The following is a 17582-nucleotide window of genomic DNA, read 5'->3' on the forward strand; positions in this document are numbered from 1 at the left end:
CGTCGAGGCCCAGCAGAAGAGCTCCGGCTCCCTCCTGCACTGGACCAAGCGCATGATCGACATCCGCAAGCGCCACCCGGTCTTCGGCCTGGGCGAGTACGTCCCGCTCGAAGGGGACAACCCCGGTGTCCTGGCGTTCGCCCGCCGCCTGGACGCCCCCGGGGAGCCGGAGGACCTGGTCATCTGCGTCAACAACCTGTCCCGTTTCCCGCAGGCCGTACAGCTGCGCGTCCCCGCGCCGCCCGGGTCGGTCCTGCGGGAGCTGACCGGAGGCGTCACGTTCCCCCCGGCCACCGCGGACTTCTACCGTCTCACCCTGTCCGGGCATGGTTTCTTCTGGTTCTCCGTCCTTCCCCCCGGGGATCTCGTGGAGGAAGGACGGTGACGACCTGGGCCGGCCCGCACCCGGATCTCGGGTCCCGCCTCGCCGGCCCACTCGCCGCGTGGCTTCCCACGCAGCGGTGGTTCGCGTCGAAGGGACGCGCCGTACGCGGGGTGAGCACCGTGTGGAGTACGGCGCTGCCCGGGGCCGCCGGCCGGGACGGCCCCGGTCGCCTGCTGCTCGTCGTTGAGGTGACCTTCGCCGACGGGGGCCCGGCCGAGCTGTACCAGCTCCCGTTGAGCCTGCGCGGGCACGCGCGGGAGGACATGGGCCCGATCGGTGCCACGGGGCCCGGCGGGCCGGTGGCCCACGACGGCCTGCGCGATCCCGAGCTGGTCGGCGGGCTGCTCGCCGGAGTCCTCTCCGGAGGGCGTGCCGGGGGGAACGGAGGGCTACGGCACGGCCTGCGGCTCACGGCCGTGGACCCGTCCCGCCTCCCGGTGGCCGATCCTGTCCGTCCCCCGGTGGCCAGGCTCGTGGACGCCGAGCAGTCCAACTCCTCGGTCGTGCTCGGCGAGCGGGTCATCATGAAGGTGTTCCGGCGGCTGACCCCCGGCCTCAATCCCGAGCTGGAGATACACCGTGCCCTGACAGGCATGGGCTCCCGGCACGTCGCCCCGCTCCTGGGGGCGGTCGAGGGTCCCGTGCGGGGGCGGCTCACCACGCTGGCCGTACTGCACCGGTTCGTGCCGCACGGTCGTGACGGCTGGTCGGCCGCCCTCGACGATCTTCAGGGCCTCCACCGGGGCGACGGGCCGCCTCCCTTCGCCGCGCAGGCACGCCGACTCGGACGCGCCGTCGCGGCGGTCCACGCCGACCTGTCCCGGTGCCTGGGCGGTGAGCCGATGGACACCGCCGCCTTGGAACGGCTCTCGGCGGGGCTGCGGGACAGGCTCAGGAACGCGCTGGCCGCCGTACCCGCGCTGCGCCGTCACGAACGCGCGGTGCGCGCGGCGTTCTCCGCGGTGGCCGACCTGCCGCCCGGGGCGCCGACGCACCGGATCCACGGCGACCTTCACCTGGGACAGACGCTGCGTGCCGCGGACCGGTGGCTCCTCATCGACTTCGAGGGGGAGCCGACGGCCCCGCTACGGGAGAGGACCGTGCCGCAGTCTCCGTTGCGGGACGTCGCCGGGATGCTCCGGTCCTTCGACTACGCCGCCCGGCACCACCTCCTCACAACGTACGGCTCGCCGGACGGCGACGAGACGGCGACGCGCCTCGCCGAGAGGTGGACCGCGCTCACCCGCGAGGCGTTCCTCAGCGGGTACGGCGAGCGCACCGGCGGCCCGACCGCCGGGCACCGGGACCTGCTACGGGCCTTCGAGATGGAGAAGGCCGTCTACGAGACCGTCTACGAGAGCCGGTTCCGTCCCCCCTGGGCGGTGATCCCGCTCGGCGCCCTTGACCGGCTCTGCTGAGGGGGCGTGAGACTCACCAGGGAACCCGCCGGCGGTCGCGGAAGAAGCCCCCGGTCGGCCCGTCGCCGGGCAGGGTCGCGGCCCAGACGATTCCGGCCGCCCCCTCGGCGACGGGCCTGCCGCCGGGGCCTCCCATGTCGGTCGCGACCCAGCCGGGGCAGACCGCGTTAACGAGGATCCGGCTGCCCCGCAGCTCCGAGGCGAGCATCCGCGTCAACGCGTTGAGCGCGACCTTGGAGATCGTGTAGGCGGGGGTCCCGCCGCCCATCTCGGTCAGGGAACCGGCCCCGCTCGACACGTTGACCACCCTGGGCCGCTTCCCCTCGCGCAGCGACGGCACGAGGGCCTGGGTCAGCCGCCACGCCCCGTAGAGGTTGGTCTCCAGCGCCTCCCGCACGACGTCCAGATCGGCCTCGACCGCCGACTGCCACGTGTCGTAGGTGATGGCGGCGTTGTTCACCAGGACGTCCAGCCGCCCGTACCGATCCTCGACCTCCCGTGCCACGGCCTCGATGTCCTCGGGACTCGTCACGTCCAGGCGGAGCGGAAGGACGTTCTCCCCCATCCTCCCGGCGGCGCCCTCGGCCCGCTCGCGGGAACGGGCCGTGAGGAGAACCGTGTAATCGCGCGAGGCGAGCTGCCGGCAGACCTCCTTGCCGATGCCTCGGTTTCCGCCGGTGACCAGCGCGATCATCGTGCGCTCCCCGTCGTCTCGGCGGCCCGGGAAACAGTGAATCCATGGGACATGTCCGCCATCCTCCCAGGAAACGACATGCGGAAACAGGCATCCCGTAGACCGGTAATGTTCTTGCTGGTAACGCCATTACCAAGCACGGGGTTCGGGATCGAATCCCCGAGTGCCGATTGGGCCGTTTATCCGATATTCACAGATTCCTTTTCCCCGGATCCTGCGATCACGACCACCCGGCCCGGCTTTCGTGACGGCCATTAGCCGGAGCCAAACGACACAATCACCCCATCCAGGCCCGTACGGCACGGCACGCAGCGGCCCCCATCGGCGAACCCGCCTTCACACATCGGCCCAGAACACAGGGAAACAGCACTTTCAACCCCTTTCTTCCGCCAAGCCACCCGGCCACCAGGGACTTCTCCGGCGCGCCGACCGCCTCCCCCGTCTTTTCCGGAGAGTGAAAAGCATCGATGTGATGCAGATCACACGAATATTTGAACGATCCGTGAAGGCCATTTCCCGAACCTTCGACACTGTGCGCTTTTATCCACCGACACTCCGCAGTGAAACTCGGCCCGCATCGGCGATTCACACGTGGTCCGGCAGATTTTGTCACCACTTCGTGAGATTAGGGCTTGCCAGCGGTCAGACGGCTGATGATGATTGCCAGGATCACTCGTTCGTCCAGGACATTTAGGAGTGACATGCCGGGGGAAGAAAAGTCGGAGGAAACCTACTCGTCAGTAGGCTGTGACGGCCTCACCCAATTCACCCGGACGGTGTTCGGCTCACTCCCACGAGCCGACCAGCGTCGCTGGGCCGAGGTGTACCTTCGCGGCCTTCTCAAGGTGCAAGGGAGGAAATCAATTCGGAATATCGCGGACGCCGTTCTCGCCGACACGTCGGCCACACAATCCCTGCAGCAGTTCGTCAACCAGAGCCCCTGGGACTGGGGCCCCGTACGCGCCCGGCTGGCATCGAGCGCCCACCGGCTGATACGCCCGACGGCCTGGGTCATCGAGAACTCGGTGATCCCCAAGAGAGGAGAGCACTCCGTCGGTGTCGAACCCCGCTTCGTGCAGTACCAGGGCAGGACCGTCAACAGTCAGTTGGGCATCAGTATCGTCGCCGCGGACGACTTCGGCTGTTTCCCGCTGAACTGGCGGCTCCACCTCTCCAACCGCTGGCTGGCGGACCAAAACAAACGCGCCCGTACCCGCATCCCGGACAGCGTCGAGGCGTGTTCGGAGATGGAACTGGCGCTGGAGATGGTCGACGAGCTGACGACGGAGTGGGGAATCTCCCCGGTGCCACCGATCGTCACCGGGGCCAAACCCGACGACGCACTGACCCTGGCCGAGGGACTGCTGCGCCGTTCCAGGAGTTTCCTGATCCAGGTCGAGGGCAACGTCGACACCCTTCTCGGCAGCCCGTCGCTGGCCGTGCAGACGGCGTGTTCCTTTCCCCCCATCCGTACGGACTCGCTGCGAAGACCCGACAGGACCTGCCAGGACCGGCCGCAGCGATCGCTGGTGGTGATCGGCTCGACGGCGAACACGCGGAGGCAGCCGCAGGTCCACCACGTCACCACGGCACTGTTGCGCCCGCAGTCCAGGGCGAACCGGAACCTTGAAGAGGCCTCCATCAGACTCATCAGGGAACAGACCGTGGGCCGGCGAACAGACCGCTCCTGGCTCACCAACCTGCCGGCCTCCGCCATCCGGGACATGACCACGATCCAGCGAATGCGTCACTACACCCGATCCGCCATCCGGCAGTTCGAGGACCGCTTCGGGCTGCGGGACTTCGAGGGACGGTCCTTCCCCGGGTGGCACCATCACCTCACGCTCGTCTCGGCCGCCGCGCTCTTCTCCGCCCTTGGAGAGTCCGCCCGCCAGTCGGCGTGATGGACCCGCCTCGGCGAACCCCGTCGCCGGTCGGTGCGCCGGAACCGCGTGGTCTGCCGTTCCACACGTACGACGGTCTGGCATCCCCACCGCCGGGCGACCTCCACCCCTGAACGGCCGCCGCGGCACGCCGCCGAGGTCGGCGAACGCGGTCGTCAGGACGGTGCCGGGCATGGACACCGGCCCGGCACCCATGAACTCCCGGCAGCCGGACATCCACACCGAGCCACCCCAGCCCGTCCTCGCACAGCCGTACGGCCGACGGCACGACCGCGAGGACGGCGAGGGTAGTCCGTCTGCCACCTGTTCACGCGCCTCCCCCGATCGCTCCATACCGTCAGCCGTCTCCCCGGTCCGTGCGAAGGTCCCCACCACCCGGGCTCGAAAAGCAGAAACGGAAAGCGCACTGCGCCAGAACACACGTTACAAGCCCTGTCTCCACAACGGATCAGGCGCCATCATCAGCGGGCCTACTACGTTAGATCCCACGCCATTCCACCCACCAGCCCCGCGGAAAGGCCGTCCCCTGCCAAGGCGTGAACCCATTCAGATGGGCTCAAAGGCCGCCAAGTAGGCCGTTCTCGTCGGCCCATCGCCTGAACCCGCCGCGCCGGAACGGCAGGCGACACCCGTGGCCGGCAGGTCACCGGCCGGTCAGCGTTCACGCCTGCGCTTGGCCTTGCCGCTCACACCGCCGAACAGCGCCAGACCCTTGACCACGATCACCGGCGCCGACGGGTCGATGTCCGGGCCGCCGTGCACGTCGAAGCCGCCGAAGATGCCCACCCCCTGGCAGCGCACCTCCACCCCCTCGGGCACGATGATCTCGGCCCCGCCGAAGACGGCGTTGATCGTGATCTCGATCTCCTTGGCCTCGAACTCGGCGTCGGTCATGTCGAACCGCATCCCGCCGAAAAGGGCCAGACCCCTGATGCGCCGCCGTACCCGCCAGCGACCCTTGCGGTCGGTGCCGCCGAAGATGGCGATGACGTTCTCGGGTTCGGAGTTCGTGCCCGGGACGTAGGACACCGGGCTCGTGGCCGGACGGTGCCGCTCGACCTGCAGATCGCTGGTGAGAACCTCAAGTTCCCCAACCGTCTTGGCCTGGTAGAGCCTGTCCAGGCGTTCGGAGTACTCCTCGTAGGCCAGCTGGCCGGTGCTCAGGGCCTCACCGAGCAGGGCGGAGACCTGCTCCCTGTTGCTGTCCGAGGCGCGCAGGTTCGACGTCTGGGGGTCCCTGCGCTGAGGGAAGTTTTCCATGAAAGTCACGATAGTTCTCATTTATCACGACAGAGAGCGCGTAAAAGGGCCGAGTCTCCGTACCGGCCTGAACCCCGTCACCCTGAGCCCGGCGGCTGAAGCTTACGGCGCAGGTCACCGGCCTGGGGGCGGCCGAGTTCACTGAAGATCCGGTACGCCTCCAGCCAGTGCTCACGGGCTGTCTGGAGGTCGCCGACGGCCTCGCTCGCGTCGCCGAGGTGCCCGAGGAGCTGGGCCCGTAACTCGGGGCTCTCCGTCGCGCCGACCAGCCGGAGACCGGCCTGGTAGTGCGGGATCGCGGCCTCCGGGTCGCCCAGCCGCTGGTACAGCAGGCCGAGCGTGTCCAGGGTGACCACCTCGTTGGCCCGGTCCCCCGCCCGTCGCTGCAGCTCCAGCGCCCGCAACTGGAACGGCAACGCCTCCTGGTAGGCGCCGAGCTCGGAGTGGTACCAGCCGACCGCGAGGCTCGCCTTGCCCTCCCAGAGCGGAACGTCGAGCTCGGCGAAGAGCGACAACGACCGCTCCGCCTGGTCGAGCGCGTGCTCGCCGTCGCCCTGCAGCCAGTAGACGTAGCTCAGCACGAAGCGGTTCTCCGCCTCTCCCGCCCGGTCTCCGGCGGCGAGGCTCAGCTCAAGCGCCTCCCGCATGTGGGTGTGCGCGTCGTCGAACCGGTCCAGCCTGCCGTTCACGGCGCTCAGGAAGCGGTGCGCGTGCGCCGCCGCGGGCCGGTCGGTCATGGCGGTGGCCGCGCGCAACGCGACCGCCCACGCCGCCCCTTCGTCGTGCCAGCGCCGCTCGTCGTTCAGGAAGGTGTCCAACGCCCAGCTCAGCTGCCACGCGTGCCGGTGCATGCCCTCCTCCTCGGCCTGCCGCAGCGCGGTCAGCAGCACCGCGTGCTCGGTCCGCAGCCATTCCAGGGCGGCGGGGAGGTCGATCGTGTGCTTCGGCTCGGCCCCCTCGGCCGGCGTGCCGATGGTCATCGGGATGGGCGCGCGCACCGGGTTCAGCACCAGGTCGGCGTGGTAGGCGGTGTGCGTGTAGTGGTCGAGCAACCGGGTCAGCGCGGCCTGCCGTACGGCGTCGGCCTCCTCGGCCCTGGCCCGCTCGGCGGCGTAGACATGCAGCAGGTCATGCATCCGGTAGCGGCCCGGCGCGTGCTCGGTGACCAGGCTGGAGTGGGTCAGTTCGGCCAGCGTCCGCCGTATCTCGGGCAGCGCCCTGCCGGCCAGCGCCGCCGCGGCCGCCACCGAGATGTCGGCTCCCGCGGCGAGCCCGAGCAGCCGGAACAGCCGGGCCGCCTCCCGGCTCAGCGCGTCGTAGGACCAGGAGAACACGACGTCGATCTCAAGGGCCGCGAGCCGACTGCCCGGGTGGCGCAGCTCCGCGGCGATCACCGCGGGCGGGAAACCGGTCAGCTGCGCTCGCGCGCCGACCAGCGCCAACGCCAGCGGGAGCCGTCCGCACGCGGCCGCGATCGCGGCCACGGCGTCGCCGCCCGCGCTCCCTGGCCCCGGGCCGACCGAAGAGCCTTGCCCGGTCTCGGCCTTGGGCGGGGAGGCGGTGATGCCGAGGCGGTGGTCGAGCAGCTCGACCGCCTCCTCGATGTCCAGGACGTCCAGCGTCAGCGCGGCGGCGCCGGTCTCGGCGACCAGGGCGGTGAGCTGCCTGCGGCTGGTGACGACCGTACGGGCGGCGGGCCCGGCCGGCAGCAGCGGCCGGACCTGCTCGGCGTCGCGGGCGTTGTCGAGCACGACCAGCAGGCGGCGGCCGGCCGTCCAGCTGCGGTAGAGCGCCGCCTGCGCCGCGACCCCGGACGGGATGCGGTCGAACGGCACCCCGAGGGCGTCCAGGAACCCGCGGATCACCTCGGCGGGATCGACCGTGGCGTGCTGGGAGAACCCGCGCAGGTCGACGTACAGCTGGCCGTCGGGAAAGCCGGGCGCGGCCAGGTGGGACCAGTGCACGACGAGTGAGGTCTTGCCGACCCCGGCGGCACCCGAGACGGTGACCACCGCGGCCGTGGCCGCGTCGAGGGCGCGCAGCGCGTCGGCACGACCGGTGAATCCGTCGACGTCGGCGGGGAGTTGCGCGGGTACCGGTGGGGGTCCGGCCTCCGGCTGCGCGGCGAGCTGGAAGGCGGCCCGGTCCGCGGAGGACAGCTTCAGCGTGTCGGCGAGCACCCGGACCGTACTGGAACGGGGCACCGCGACACGGCCGGACTCGATCTCCCGGATCTGCCGCTCACTGACGCCGGACAGCTCGGCCAGCTCCTCCTGCGTGAGCAGTGCCCGAACCCGGAAGTCGCGCAGCACGCTGCCGAACATCGATTCCCTTCCCTCCGGTTCACGGTTCTCGATCATGTTCGCGCCGCCCATGGCAGAACCACCGGCCAAACCGCCGGTCAACCGCCGGTCACGCGCCTGCCGCCGGTCCGTCAGAGCTGGTTCGCTGGAGGGACCTTACCGGTCCTGCCTCCGGAGGAACCGGGAGGTTCCGCCCGCGCGGTCGGCGCTCGCCACGGGGGCAGCGCCGACCTGCGCAGGTCCGATCGCCAAGGGCCGGGCCGGTCTTCACGAATGACCGTCGATCAAACGTGACCGCGGCGCCCATCTGATCACCGAACAAGCCCGTTGGGCGGCTTGTCTGATAGATCCAAAATGTGATCATTGTCGGGATTTGTTGATCGTTCACCTTCACTACACGCACGCGCAGCGAGCCGTTCCACCCGCCGTGATTTCTGTGATCAGCACACTGGAATCACCTGGAACGGCAGAAACATGACGCGCAGCAGCGCACCACGACCCCCTGCCTGGCCCGGTGCGATCACCGCGATCGCACTCACGGCCGGCGCACTCGTCGTCGCGCCGGCCTCCCCGGCCTCGGCGGCCGAGAATCGGCCGACCTACCTCGGCAAGTCCCTGTACACCGGTGAGTTCCACGCGCACACCGGAATGAGCGACGGAGCCGAGAACCCGAGCGCGGCGTTCGCCTACGTGCGCGACAAGACGGACGCGGACTTCTTCGCCCTCACCGAGCACGACGTGATGTGGGACATCCGCAACGGCGACGACTTCATCAAGGACTGGCGGGACGCCGACTCGGACGAGTGGCGTGCCCTGCACGAACTGGCGGACAAGTTCAACGCGTCCCAGACCGACCTCACCGTGGCCCCCGCCATCGAGAACACCTGGTACGACGGCACCGGCCACATCAACCTCTTCAACACCGGCTGGCACGCGACGGCCAGGGCCACGGAGAAGGGCACCGTCGACGGGTTCGCCAACGGCTTCGGCGTCGGCGACATGAAGTACGACTACTTCACCTACCTCGCCCGCCTCAAGCAGGACCCGAACGCGATCGGCCAGTTCAACCACCCCTCACCCACGGGCAAGGGCGAGTTCTTCGGCTTCAAGGGCCTGGACAGGACCGCCGACGACCGCATGGAGCTGATCGAGGTCAAGTCCCCGGACCAGGCCAGGGAGTTCCAGAAGGCGCTGGACGCGGGCTGGCACCTGTCCCCGGTCTGGAACGGCGACGAGCACTCCGCGACCTGGGTCACGAGCAACCCGTCGATCACCGGCATCTGGGCCAAGGGCAGGAGCCTGGACGACCTCTACGCGGCGATGCGCGACCGCAGCACGTACTCCACAGGAGACGTCAACGCCGTCCTCGCCTTCGGCGGCAACGGCAGGCTGATGGGCTCGATCCTGCCCGCGGGCACCACCACCCTGGACGCCGAGCTCCAGCTGAGGGACCCCGACGCCAAGGACTCCTTCACCGGCGCGCAGCTGATCACCAACGGCGGGAAGGTCGCCCACGACTTCGGCAGGCTCAGCGGCAACGACCTGACGCTGAAGAAGAAGCTGGACGTCAAGGACGGCGACTTCTACTACGTCCGCGCCGACCAGGCCGACGGCAACTTCCTCGTCTCCGCCCCGATCTGGATCGGCGAGACGACGAGCGGCGCGAACTACGCCCCGCAGATCACCGTCGCCGACGTGCCCGCCACCGCCCGGTACGGCCAGGCGGTCACGCTGCCGCAGGTGAGCGCCACCGACGACTCCGGCAGGCAGCCGACCACCGCCCTTGAGGTGTGGGACTCCGCGGGCCAGGTCCCGGTCAAGGACGGCGCCTTCCAGATCCGCTCCTACGACGACACGTTCGTCGTCGCGAAGGCGACCGACGACAAGGGCAACACCAACGCCGAGCTGCGCCGGATCCAGATCGACCAGAGGACGCAGGACCCGGCGGGCGTGTTCCGCTTCACCAACAACGTGGCCGTGGGCGCCAAGCCCGGCACAGCGGGCATCGCCGTCACGACCGACCGGGACATCCAGCACGTCTACGCGCAGATCCTGCCGGAGGGCGGCGACGACTGGTCCAGGGCCCAGGTCCTCACCTCGACCGGCGACAGCCCGTACGAGACGTCGACCGTCGGCAACGACGAGCCCAAGTTCCAGCACTCCGTCACAGGCCAGACGCTGCGCTCCCACGAGTTCCGGCTGACCGGCCTGAAGGTCGGCACGTCCTACCGGTACCGCCTCGGCGTCACCAGGAACGGCGCCGCCCCGAAGGCCGCCGACCCGGCCGCCTGGACGGACGTCAAGGGCCGGTTCCGCGCGGGCGGGACCGACAGCGAGCCCGTCTACATCCTCGGCGACGTCCAGGTCCCCGACAGCAACGCCGACAGCCTCAAGCTGCCGGGCAAGGTCCTCGACCAGCTGAAGTCCAAGGCTCCCGGCGGCGGCACCGTCATGCAGCTCGGTGACCTCGTCGAGGACGGCGGCCGCACCAGGATGTGGGGCGAGATCAACGACGCGCTCCTGTCCGGCTTCGACACGCAGTACGCGGCCGTCAAGGGTAACCACGAGACCTACGAGGACCCCGACTACAACTCGGTCGCCGTCGAGCCCGCCTCGGTCTTCACCAACATGTTCGCGCTGCCCAAGAACGGCGCCGTGGGCGAGGCCAACTACTCGTTCGACCGCGGGCAGATCCACTTCTCCGTCCTCAGCTCCACCTCCCGTCTCGACGACCAGCTCGCCTGGCTGGTGAAGGACGTCCGGGCCTCGGACAAGAAGTGGAACGTCGCCCTCGGGCACTTCTCCTACTACGGCGGCCGCCACGGGGCCGACGCGGGCATGGACATCGACCGTGAGAAGGTCACGCGCGTCCTCGACCAGCTCGGCGTCGACATGTACATCGGCGCTCACGACCACGTCTACAAGCGCTCCACGATCTACGAGGGCCGGCTGGCCCAGACGCCGGCGGAGACGGCCGAGGGCACCACGTTCGTGACGATGGGCTCGTCCGGGCCCAAGTTCTACGAGAACGCGAAGCACTGGTGGGACGACAAGGTCGACGACGAGGACGTCCAGATGGGCGGTGTCCTGACGGCCACCGACGCGGGCCTGCGACTGACGGCGTACAAGATCGACGGCCGGGTGGTCGACGACTTCACCGTCACCAAGCCGCAGGGCACCTGGAAGGTCTCCTCCGCCGAGATCAAGAACCGCGAGCTGGACGGCGTCGGGCTCATCTCGTCCCCGGGCAGCCTCGACAGGCTGACCGTCATGGCCGCGACATACGACGCCTCGCAGCAGAAGATGATCGACGTGCGCTCGGCCGACGTCACGCTCAACCACACCGGCCGTGAGCAGTACATCCGTTTCGAAAAGCCGCTCACGGTCGCGCCGAGCTCGACCGTCAGGCTGTTCGTCTGGGACTCGCTGAAGTCCGGCAAACCGCTACGGCCCGCCGTGACCCTGCGCGAGGGCCTGGCCGGTGACGGCACCGCCCAGACTCCCTACCTGATCGACTCCGCCGACGACCTGGCGAAGATCGACAACGACCCGGCCGGGCACTACAGGCTCGCAGGCGACCTGAACCTGAGCGGCCTCGGCCGTTCCCAGATCGGCCGCACGATCGCCTTCACCGGCGTGTTCGACGGCGCCGGGCACACCGTCTCCGGCCTGTCCGCGATCCCCGGCCAGGGGCCCGGCCTGTTCGCCGACAACTACGGCACGATCGTGAACCTGGTCGTCAACGGCGACGCCACCACCGACCGCACCCCGGCAGGCCTCGTCGCCGACATCAACCACGGCACGATCGAGCGGGTCCGCGCCGACGGGTCGCTGACCGCCGCGAGCTATGTCGGCGGCATCACCGGCCACCAGTTCGGCATCGTCCGCGACAGCGTCTCGACGGTGAACGTCAAGGCCACGGCCCAGTACGTCGGCGGCGTCGTCGGCGTCGCCATGGGCGGCTCCGTCACCCAGAACGTGCTGGCCACCGGCTCGGTCACCTCGGCCGGGGCGTCGGCGGGCGGCATCGCGGCCTACGGGTACGACGCGACCGAGATCGGCCACTCGGTCGCGCTGAACTCGAACGTCTCCGGCACCAGCTACGCGCACGCCATCCTCGGCCGTGTGCTCGCCGGGCAGGCGGCCTCGCTGGAGGACAACCACGTCAGCCGGGCCGTACCGATCAGCGGGCAGACGCTGACCGACCCGCCCGCGGCGGGCAACCAGAGGGGCAACGTCGTCCCCCCTGCGGAGCTCCGCAAGCAGTCCTTCTACGAGGCGCGCGGCTGGGACTTCACCAACGTCTGGCAGTGGAACGAGATCGGCGCGCGGCCGACCCTGAAGGTGGCGCCCGAGACGCTGCAGGCCGGTGAGGCTCCCCAGCTGCCGAAGGACGACAGGGGCTTCCACATCGTCAAGAGCGCCGACGATCTTGCCCAGATCGGTACGCACCTCTCGTATGACTATGTGCTCGGCGCCGACATCGACCTGAGCGGAAAGCCGTTCACCACCCTGCCGGGCGCGTTCACCGGTGAACTGGACGGCGCGGGCCACACGATCAAGGGCCTGACCTCGACAGGCGGTCTGTTCACGCAGGTGTCCGGGAACGTCCACGACCTCGCGATCGTCGGCGCCAAGGTGACCGGAACCACCGCGCGCGCGGGCATCCTGGCGGGCGCGAGCACCGGCACCGTAGAGCGCGTGTGGGTCTCCGGCTCGGTGACCGGGTCCTCGCGGGTCGGCGGTCTGCTCGGCGACTCCCAGGGCGTCGTCCGTGACGTCTACTCCACGGCGGACGTGCACGCGCTGTCCACCGAGGCGGGCGGGGTCATCGGCGTCGCGCTGGCGGGATCGCTCACCGAGCGGGCCTTCGCCACGGGCGCCGTCCTCGCGGACGGCCGCAACGACGGAGGCGTGGCCGGGTACGGCTACACCGGCACCACGATCCGGAACTCGATCGCGCTCAACCCGACGGTCACCGCGCCGTCCTGGGCGCACCGCTTCCTGGGCCGGGTGCTGGCGAACAACGTCGCCACGCTTGAGGGGAACTGGGCGGTGGAGACCCTCCAGGCCACCACGCAGCAGGAGACCACGATCGGTCCGGCGACGCTCAACGGCGCCACCGCGACCAAGGCCGAGGCCCACAGCCAGGACTTCTGGACCGGCAAGCTCGGCTTCGACCTCACCACGGTCTGGAAGTGGGACGAGGACGGCAGGCGGCCCGTACTGCGCGCCGTACCCGAGGACGTCCCCGCCGTCTCCGAGCCCGAGCCCACGGGCCCGGCTCTGACGCGGGACGCCGACGGCTTCTACCTCGTGCGGAAGACGGCCGACCTGGGTCAGATCACCGCCTACCCGGCGGAGAGGTTCCGGCTCGCCGCGGACCTCGACCTGACCGGCGTCGCCCCGATCACCCCCGCGTTCACCGGCGAACTGGACGGAGCGGGCCACACCCTGAGCGGCTACGCCTCCTCCGTCGGCGGCCTGTTCACCTCCGTCACCGGCAAGGTGCACGACCTGACCCTCGCCGGAGCCTCGGTGAACACCACCACGGGGAACGTGGGCCCGCTGGCCGACCGTCTCGACGGCACCGTTGAGCGGGTCGCCACCAGCGGTTCGATCGTCGGCGCCACCACGGTCGGCGGCATCGTCGGCTACAGCTGCGGCGTGCTGCGCGACTCGTGGTCGGCGACGACCGTCTCGACGACCGGCGGCAAGTACGCGGGCGGACTCGTCGGCATCGCCGGCGGCGCCGCCCAGTGCTCCGCCGGCGGCAGCCTCATCGAGCGGAACTACGCCACCGGCGCGGTGACCGTACCGAAGAGCGAGTCCGCGGCCGGCATCAGCGGCTACGCCTACACCGGCACCACCATCCGGAACAACGTCGCGCTCAACCCGACGGTGACCGCGACCGGATGGGCCCACCGAATCGTCGCCCGCACCCTGAGCGGGGGCGCGCCGACCGTCGAGCACAACCTCGCCGTCGAAACCCTGGTCGCGTCGGTGCAGAGCATCGGCTCAACCGCGCCGGAGAGCTTCAACGGCACCACCGTCACCGTCGCGCAGGCCGCCGACCCGGCCACCTACGCGTCGATCGGGTGGGACCTGGAGAAGGTCTGGCGGTGGGACACCGGCCTCGGCCGGCCGGTCCTGCGCGCCGCCCTGACGACACCCGCCACCGCACCCACCACCGCGCCCACCACTGAGGAGACGGCGGCACCCACCACCGCGCCGTCTGCGGCACCCACCACCGCGCCGGAACCCGCGAGCCCTGCCGCCGAGAACCCCGCCACTGAGGAGGCCGCGACGCCTGCCGCGGCGGCTTCGGCGGCCCCGGCGCAGACCGTCGCGTTCACCACCGTGGTCCCAGCGGCGGCGGCCAAGGCCACCGAGACCGACGGCATCCGCCACCAGGCGGTCGTGAACGACAACGGCACCGTCACGGTGACGGTTTCGGCGGGGGCCGCCACTGCGGCCAAGCAGCTGTCGTTCCTCCTGCTGAAGGCCGGCGCCTCCGCGTCGGCTCCGGCCGGAGGCGACATCGCCTACCTCGGGGAGGCCCGCCTCGACGAGCAGGGCAACGCGACGCTGACCGTGCTCCTGAACCAGCCGGACGGGACGACCCTCGCGCTCAACACCTCCGGTGACACGAAGCGCTACGTCGCCCCGCTCCTGTCCCGGGTACCCGAGCCCACGGGGATGAGGGTGCTCCACGACACCGTCACCGCCACGGTCAAGACGCAGGGGAACGCCCCCGCCCAGGTGACGATCACCCTGATCTGCACGGGCAAGGGAAAGTGCCAGGAGGATGTCACCGTCTCCCACGGCGGCCGTCCCGTCGACGAAAAGAAGGTCACGCTCCAGCCCGGCAAGACCCGGGACCTGAAGCTCAACCTCCGCGACGAGGCCCGCGCCGCCCTCCGCGCCGGCAAGTCGATCGTCCTTGACGTCCGAATCGGCACGGCCCCGGCGGTCCAGGTGAAGGTCAACCCGTAAGGAGGCCCCGAAAACCCATGGCGCCCGCGGTCTTCACAACCGCGGGCGCCATGGCGCATCGGGCGACGCCACGACCAGGCTTCCCCGTACGGCCTCGCCCTCCGTCCGGGCATGGGCCGCGCTCCGGCCCGCCTACATCGGCAGATCTCACGTGGTGACGCCGATCCCCCACCCCACCTCGCAGCCGTCACGCAACAAAAGGTTGCGGATCGTCGACACGGCCACTAGGTTGATGCGCAACCGATGGTTGCATGTTGGAGGTCCGTGGTGGAGTTCGGAAAGCTGGAGCGTGAGATCCACATCGACGCGGCGCCGGAGGTCGTGTTCGATGTGGTGAGTCGTCCTGAGCACATCAAGATGTGGTGGTCCGACGACGCGTCGTTCGAGCCCGAGCCAGGTGCCGTCGGCGAACTGGTGTGGGACGTCCCCGACGTGGTCGAGTCGATCACGGTGGTCGACGTGGATCCGCCCCGCAGGTTCGCGATCCGCTGGATCGCCCCGGACGGTCAGCTGCCCGACGCGGACAACTCTCTCCTGATCACCTTCGAGCTCGAACCCTCCGGAGACGGCACGATCCTGCACCTGACCGAGAGCGGCTGGCGGGAGAAGGGCTGGGAGGCCGCCGTGCTCGAGAAGGCCTTCCACGAGCACGAGCACGGCTGGGACACGTTCCTTCCCCTGCTGCGGAGCTACGCCCCTTCCGTGGTGGCGCGATGACCGTCGCCGTCGACGACGAACTCTGGTCGGCGATCGGCGACCCGATCAGGCGCCGCCTGCTCGACCTGCTGCTCGCGGAAGGAGTCGGTACGCCGACCAGCCTGAGCGATCGTCTCCCGATCTCTCGCCAGGCGGTCACCAAACACCTGGGCGTCCTCGATCGCGCGGGCCTCGTACGCGCGACACCGATGGGCCGCGAGCGACGCTACGAAGTCGACGAGGCACAGCTCGCCCGCGCCGTCCGGCAACTGAACGAAGTCGGCAGAACCTGGGACGCGCGGCTGAACCGCATCAAGCGCATCGCGGAACAGATCCAGCGTCAGAAGCACGACTGACCAACGGTTCAACGTGCTCGTATGCCGGTGGCGCGGTGATCGGCGCCTTCGCCACCTCACCCGCGGTGATCACCGGCCTGACCACCACGGTGCTCTCCATCCCGGACACCTGGGCCCACGGTGACGGCACCGATCGACGTGCTCGTATGCCGGTGGCACGGTGCTCTCCATCCTGGGCCCCTGAGCCGACGGCGACGGTGTGCCATTTCGGAAGAACCAACCACCCTTGGGGGACAAACATGAGTGGATCGCTGCTCGGCGACAGGAACGCTGTCATCTATGGAGGCGGGGGCGCCATAGGCGGCGCGATCGCCCGGGTGTTCGCCCGGGAAGGCGCGAGAGTGTTCATCGCCGGGCGTACGCAGGAGAAACTCGACGCCGTGGCACGTGACATCACCGCCGCAGGCGGAACAGTCGAGACCGCGCAAGTCGACGTTCTCGACCAGCAGTCGGTCGAAAAACACGCCGACACGGTCGCGGCGACGGCCGGCGGCATCGACATCGCCGTCAACGCCGTGAGTGTCATGCACGACCAGGGCACCTCGCTGGCCGACCTCTCGCTGGAGGAGTTCATGCGGCCGATCGACGGCTACCTGCGGGCGCTGTTCATCACGAGCAAGGCTGTGGCACGGCACATGGGTCGCGAGCGCCCCGGCGTCATCCTGACGCTGTCCGAGCCGGGTTCCAAGCTGGCTGTGGGCGGCATCCTGGGGCACGCCGTGAGCGCCGCCGGTAAGGAGGCCTTCTCGCGGGTTCTGGCCGCGGAGCTGGCGCCCGGCAACATCCGGGTGATCGGCATCCGTCCGCACGCCGCCGTCGACGCGCCCGCGGCGGGTTCCTACACCAAGGGCCTCTTCGAGCAAGCCGCGGCGGCGGCCGGGCAGTCGGTCCAGGAGCTACTCGAAAGCGGAGCAATGGTGCAGGGAACGCTTCTGAAGAGGCTGCCCATGCTCTCCGAGATCGCGGAGACGGCCGCGTTCCTGGCCTCGGATCGAGCCGGCTCCATGACCGGAACGATCGCCAACCTGACCGCCGGCGCGCTTGTCGACTGAGACCCTACGGCTTCGCTCCCTGCGTATCCTGGGCGTTCCGTGGCAGCACCTCCAAAGGGGTGCGGGATGCCGATCCGCAGGGGCGAGTCATGCAAGGCCTGCTCCTTGCGCGGAACCGCAGCAGGCGGCAGCGGGCATTGGCGATCGTCCGCCAAAAGGGACTGACTTATCCCATGTGCTACTTCGACATCGTTTGGAGACCTCTCACAGAGATACCTTCAGGAGATCGAGCCACGAGGTATCTGGAGAACCGATCCGCCGGTGGCACCCTTGATTCGGCCTCGGGATGGTTCGCCTCACGCATCAAACCGTCCCGAGTCCAAGGCACGTCCTGGTGTTCCCTGGCTGCCCTCTACGGACCGGTGACGTTGCTGTATCGGAGATCAAAAAAGCCCCGAACGATGATCGTTCGGGGCTTCCCTACTGCTCAGCTGCTGTGGTCAGGGGCAGGGTCGAACTGCCGACCTTCCGCTTTTCAGGCGGACGCTCGTACCAACTGAGCTACCTGACCTCGGTGG

The 17582-nt window shown here is 69.7% G+C and carries 10 protein-coding genes and 1 tRNA gene; 7 read left to right on the forward strand and 4 right to left on the reverse strand.

The window, feature by feature from the left end; all coding sequences use genetic code 11:
- Together ACFYY8_RS29475 and ACFYY8_RS29480 are read left to right on the forward strand one after the other, a co-directional pair.
- On the forward strand, positions 1–385 hold a 385-nt coding region (locus tag ACFYY8_RS29475; protein ID WP_390046465.1), incomplete at its 5' end, for an alpha-glucosidase C-terminal domain-containing protein.
- Positions 382–1803 (forward strand): aminoglycoside phosphotransferase, encoded by a 1422-nt coding sequence (locus ACFYY8_RS29480; protein WP_390046467.1) that lies wholly within the window; start codon positions 382–384, stop codon positions 1801–1803. The genes ACFYY8_RS29475 and ACFYY8_RS29480, both read left to right, overlap by 4 nt.
- 13 nt (positions 1804–1816) lie before the next feature.
- On the opposite strand, the gene ACFYY8_RS29485 is transcribed toward ACFYY8_RS29480, so the two are convergent.
- Positions 1817–2497: an SDR family oxidoreductase gene (locus tag ACFYY8_RS29485; protein WP_390046469.1), complete on the reverse strand. Its 681-nt coding sequence runs from the start codon at positions 2495–2497 to the stop codon at positions 1817–1819.
- 701 nt (positions 2498–3198) lie between these two features.
- On the opposite strand from ACFYY8_RS29485, the gene ACFYY8_RS29490 reads away from it, so the two are divergent.
- Positions 3199–4401, forward strand: coding sequence for an IS701 family transposase (locus tag ACFYY8_RS29490; protein ID WP_390046471.1), 1203 nt, complete (start codon positions 3199–3201; stop codon positions 4399–4401).
- Positions 4402–5055: 654 nt separating this feature from the next.
- Here ACFYY8_RS29490 and ACFYY8_RS29495 read toward each other — a convergent pair.
- Both ACFYY8_RS29495 and ACFYY8_RS29500 read right to left on the reverse strand, forming a co-directional pair.
- Complete coding sequence (locus ACFYY8_RS29495) at positions 5056–5661, reverse strand: DUF1707 domain-containing protein (protein WP_390046473.1); 606 nt, start codon at positions 5659–5661, stop codon at positions 5056–5058.
- Between the two features lie 77 nt (positions 5662–5738).
- Positions 5739–7985 carry a tetratricopeptide repeat protein gene (locus ACFYY8_RS29500; RefSeq protein WP_390046475.1) on the reverse strand — a complete coding sequence of 749 codons (2247 nt, stop codon included), beginning with the start codon at positions 7983–7985 and terminating at the stop codon, positions 5739–5741.
- 453 nt (positions 7986–8438) lie between these two features.
- On the opposite strand from ACFYY8_RS29500, the gene ACFYY8_RS29505 reads away from it, so the two are divergent.
- The 4 genes from ACFYY8_RS29505 to ACFYY8_RS29520 all read left to right on the forward strand — a co-directional run bounded on the left by ACFYY8_RS29505 (position 8439) and on the right by ACFYY8_RS29520 (position 17064).
- Positions 8439–14960 (forward strand): metallophosphoesterase, encoded by a 6522-nt coding sequence (locus ACFYY8_RS29505; protein ID WP_390046477.1) that lies wholly within the window; start codon positions 8439–8441, stop codon positions 14958–14960.
- A 267-nt stretch (positions 14961–15227) separates the two neighbouring features.
- Positions 15228–15677, forward strand: coding sequence for an SRPBCC domain-containing protein (locus ACFYY8_RS29510; RefSeq protein WP_390046479.1), 450 nt, complete (start codon positions 15228–15230; stop codon positions 15675–15677).
- Entirely contained in the window at positions 15674–16012 is a 339-nt protein-coding gene (locus tag ACFYY8_RS29515; RefSeq protein ID WP_390046481.1) for an ArsR/SmtB family transcription factor, read from the forward strand. Before ACFYY8_RS29510 ends, ACFYY8_RS29515 begins: the two co-directional genes overlap by 4 nt.
- Positions 16013–16047: 35 nt before the next feature.
- Entirely contained in the window at positions 16048–17064 is a 1017-nt protein-coding gene (locus tag ACFYY8_RS29520) for an SDR family NAD(P)-dependent oxidoreductase (protein WP_390046483.1), read from the forward strand.
- 437 nt (positions 17065–17501) lie between these two features.
- On the opposite strand, the gene ACFYY8_RS29525 is transcribed toward ACFYY8_RS29520, so the two are convergent.
- Positions 17502–17575: transfer RNA gene (locus tag ACFYY8_RS29525), tRNA-Phe, on the reverse strand.
- Positions 17576–17582: the final 7 nt, after the last annotated feature.

Origin of the sequence: Streptosporangium sp. NPDC001559 (genome assembly GCF_042893955.1) — a bacterium.
Classification (GTDB): domain Bacteria; phylum Actinomycetota; class Actinomycetes; order Streptosporangiales; family Streptosporangiaceae; genus Streptosporangium.

Coding starts and splice junctions, on each gene's coding strand:
- ACFYY8_RS29485 (WP_390046469.1), bottom strand. CDS start 2,497: ATGATCGCGCTGGTCACCGGCGGAAACCGAGGCATCGGCAAGGAGGTC.
- ACFYY8_RS29500 (WP_390046475.1), bottom strand. CDS start 7,985: ATGTTCGGCAGCGTGCTGCGCGACTTCCGGGTTCGGGCACTGCTCACG.
- ACFYY8_RS29505 (WP_390046477.1), top strand. CDS start 8,439: ATGACGCGCAGCAGCGCACCACGACCCCCTGCCTGGCCCGGTGCGATC.
- ACFYY8_RS29515 (WP_390046481.1), top strand. CDS start 15,674: ATGACCGTCGCCGTCGACGACGAACTCTGGTCGGCGATCGGCGACCCG.
- ACFYY8_RS29490 (WP_390046471.1), top strand. CDS start 3,199: ATGCCGGGGGAAGAAAAGTCGGAGGAAACCTACTCGTCAGTAGGCTGT.
- ACFYY8_RS29495 (WP_390046473.1), bottom strand. CDS start 5,661: ATGGAAAACTTCCCTCAGCGCAGGGACCCCCAGACGTCGAACCTGCGC.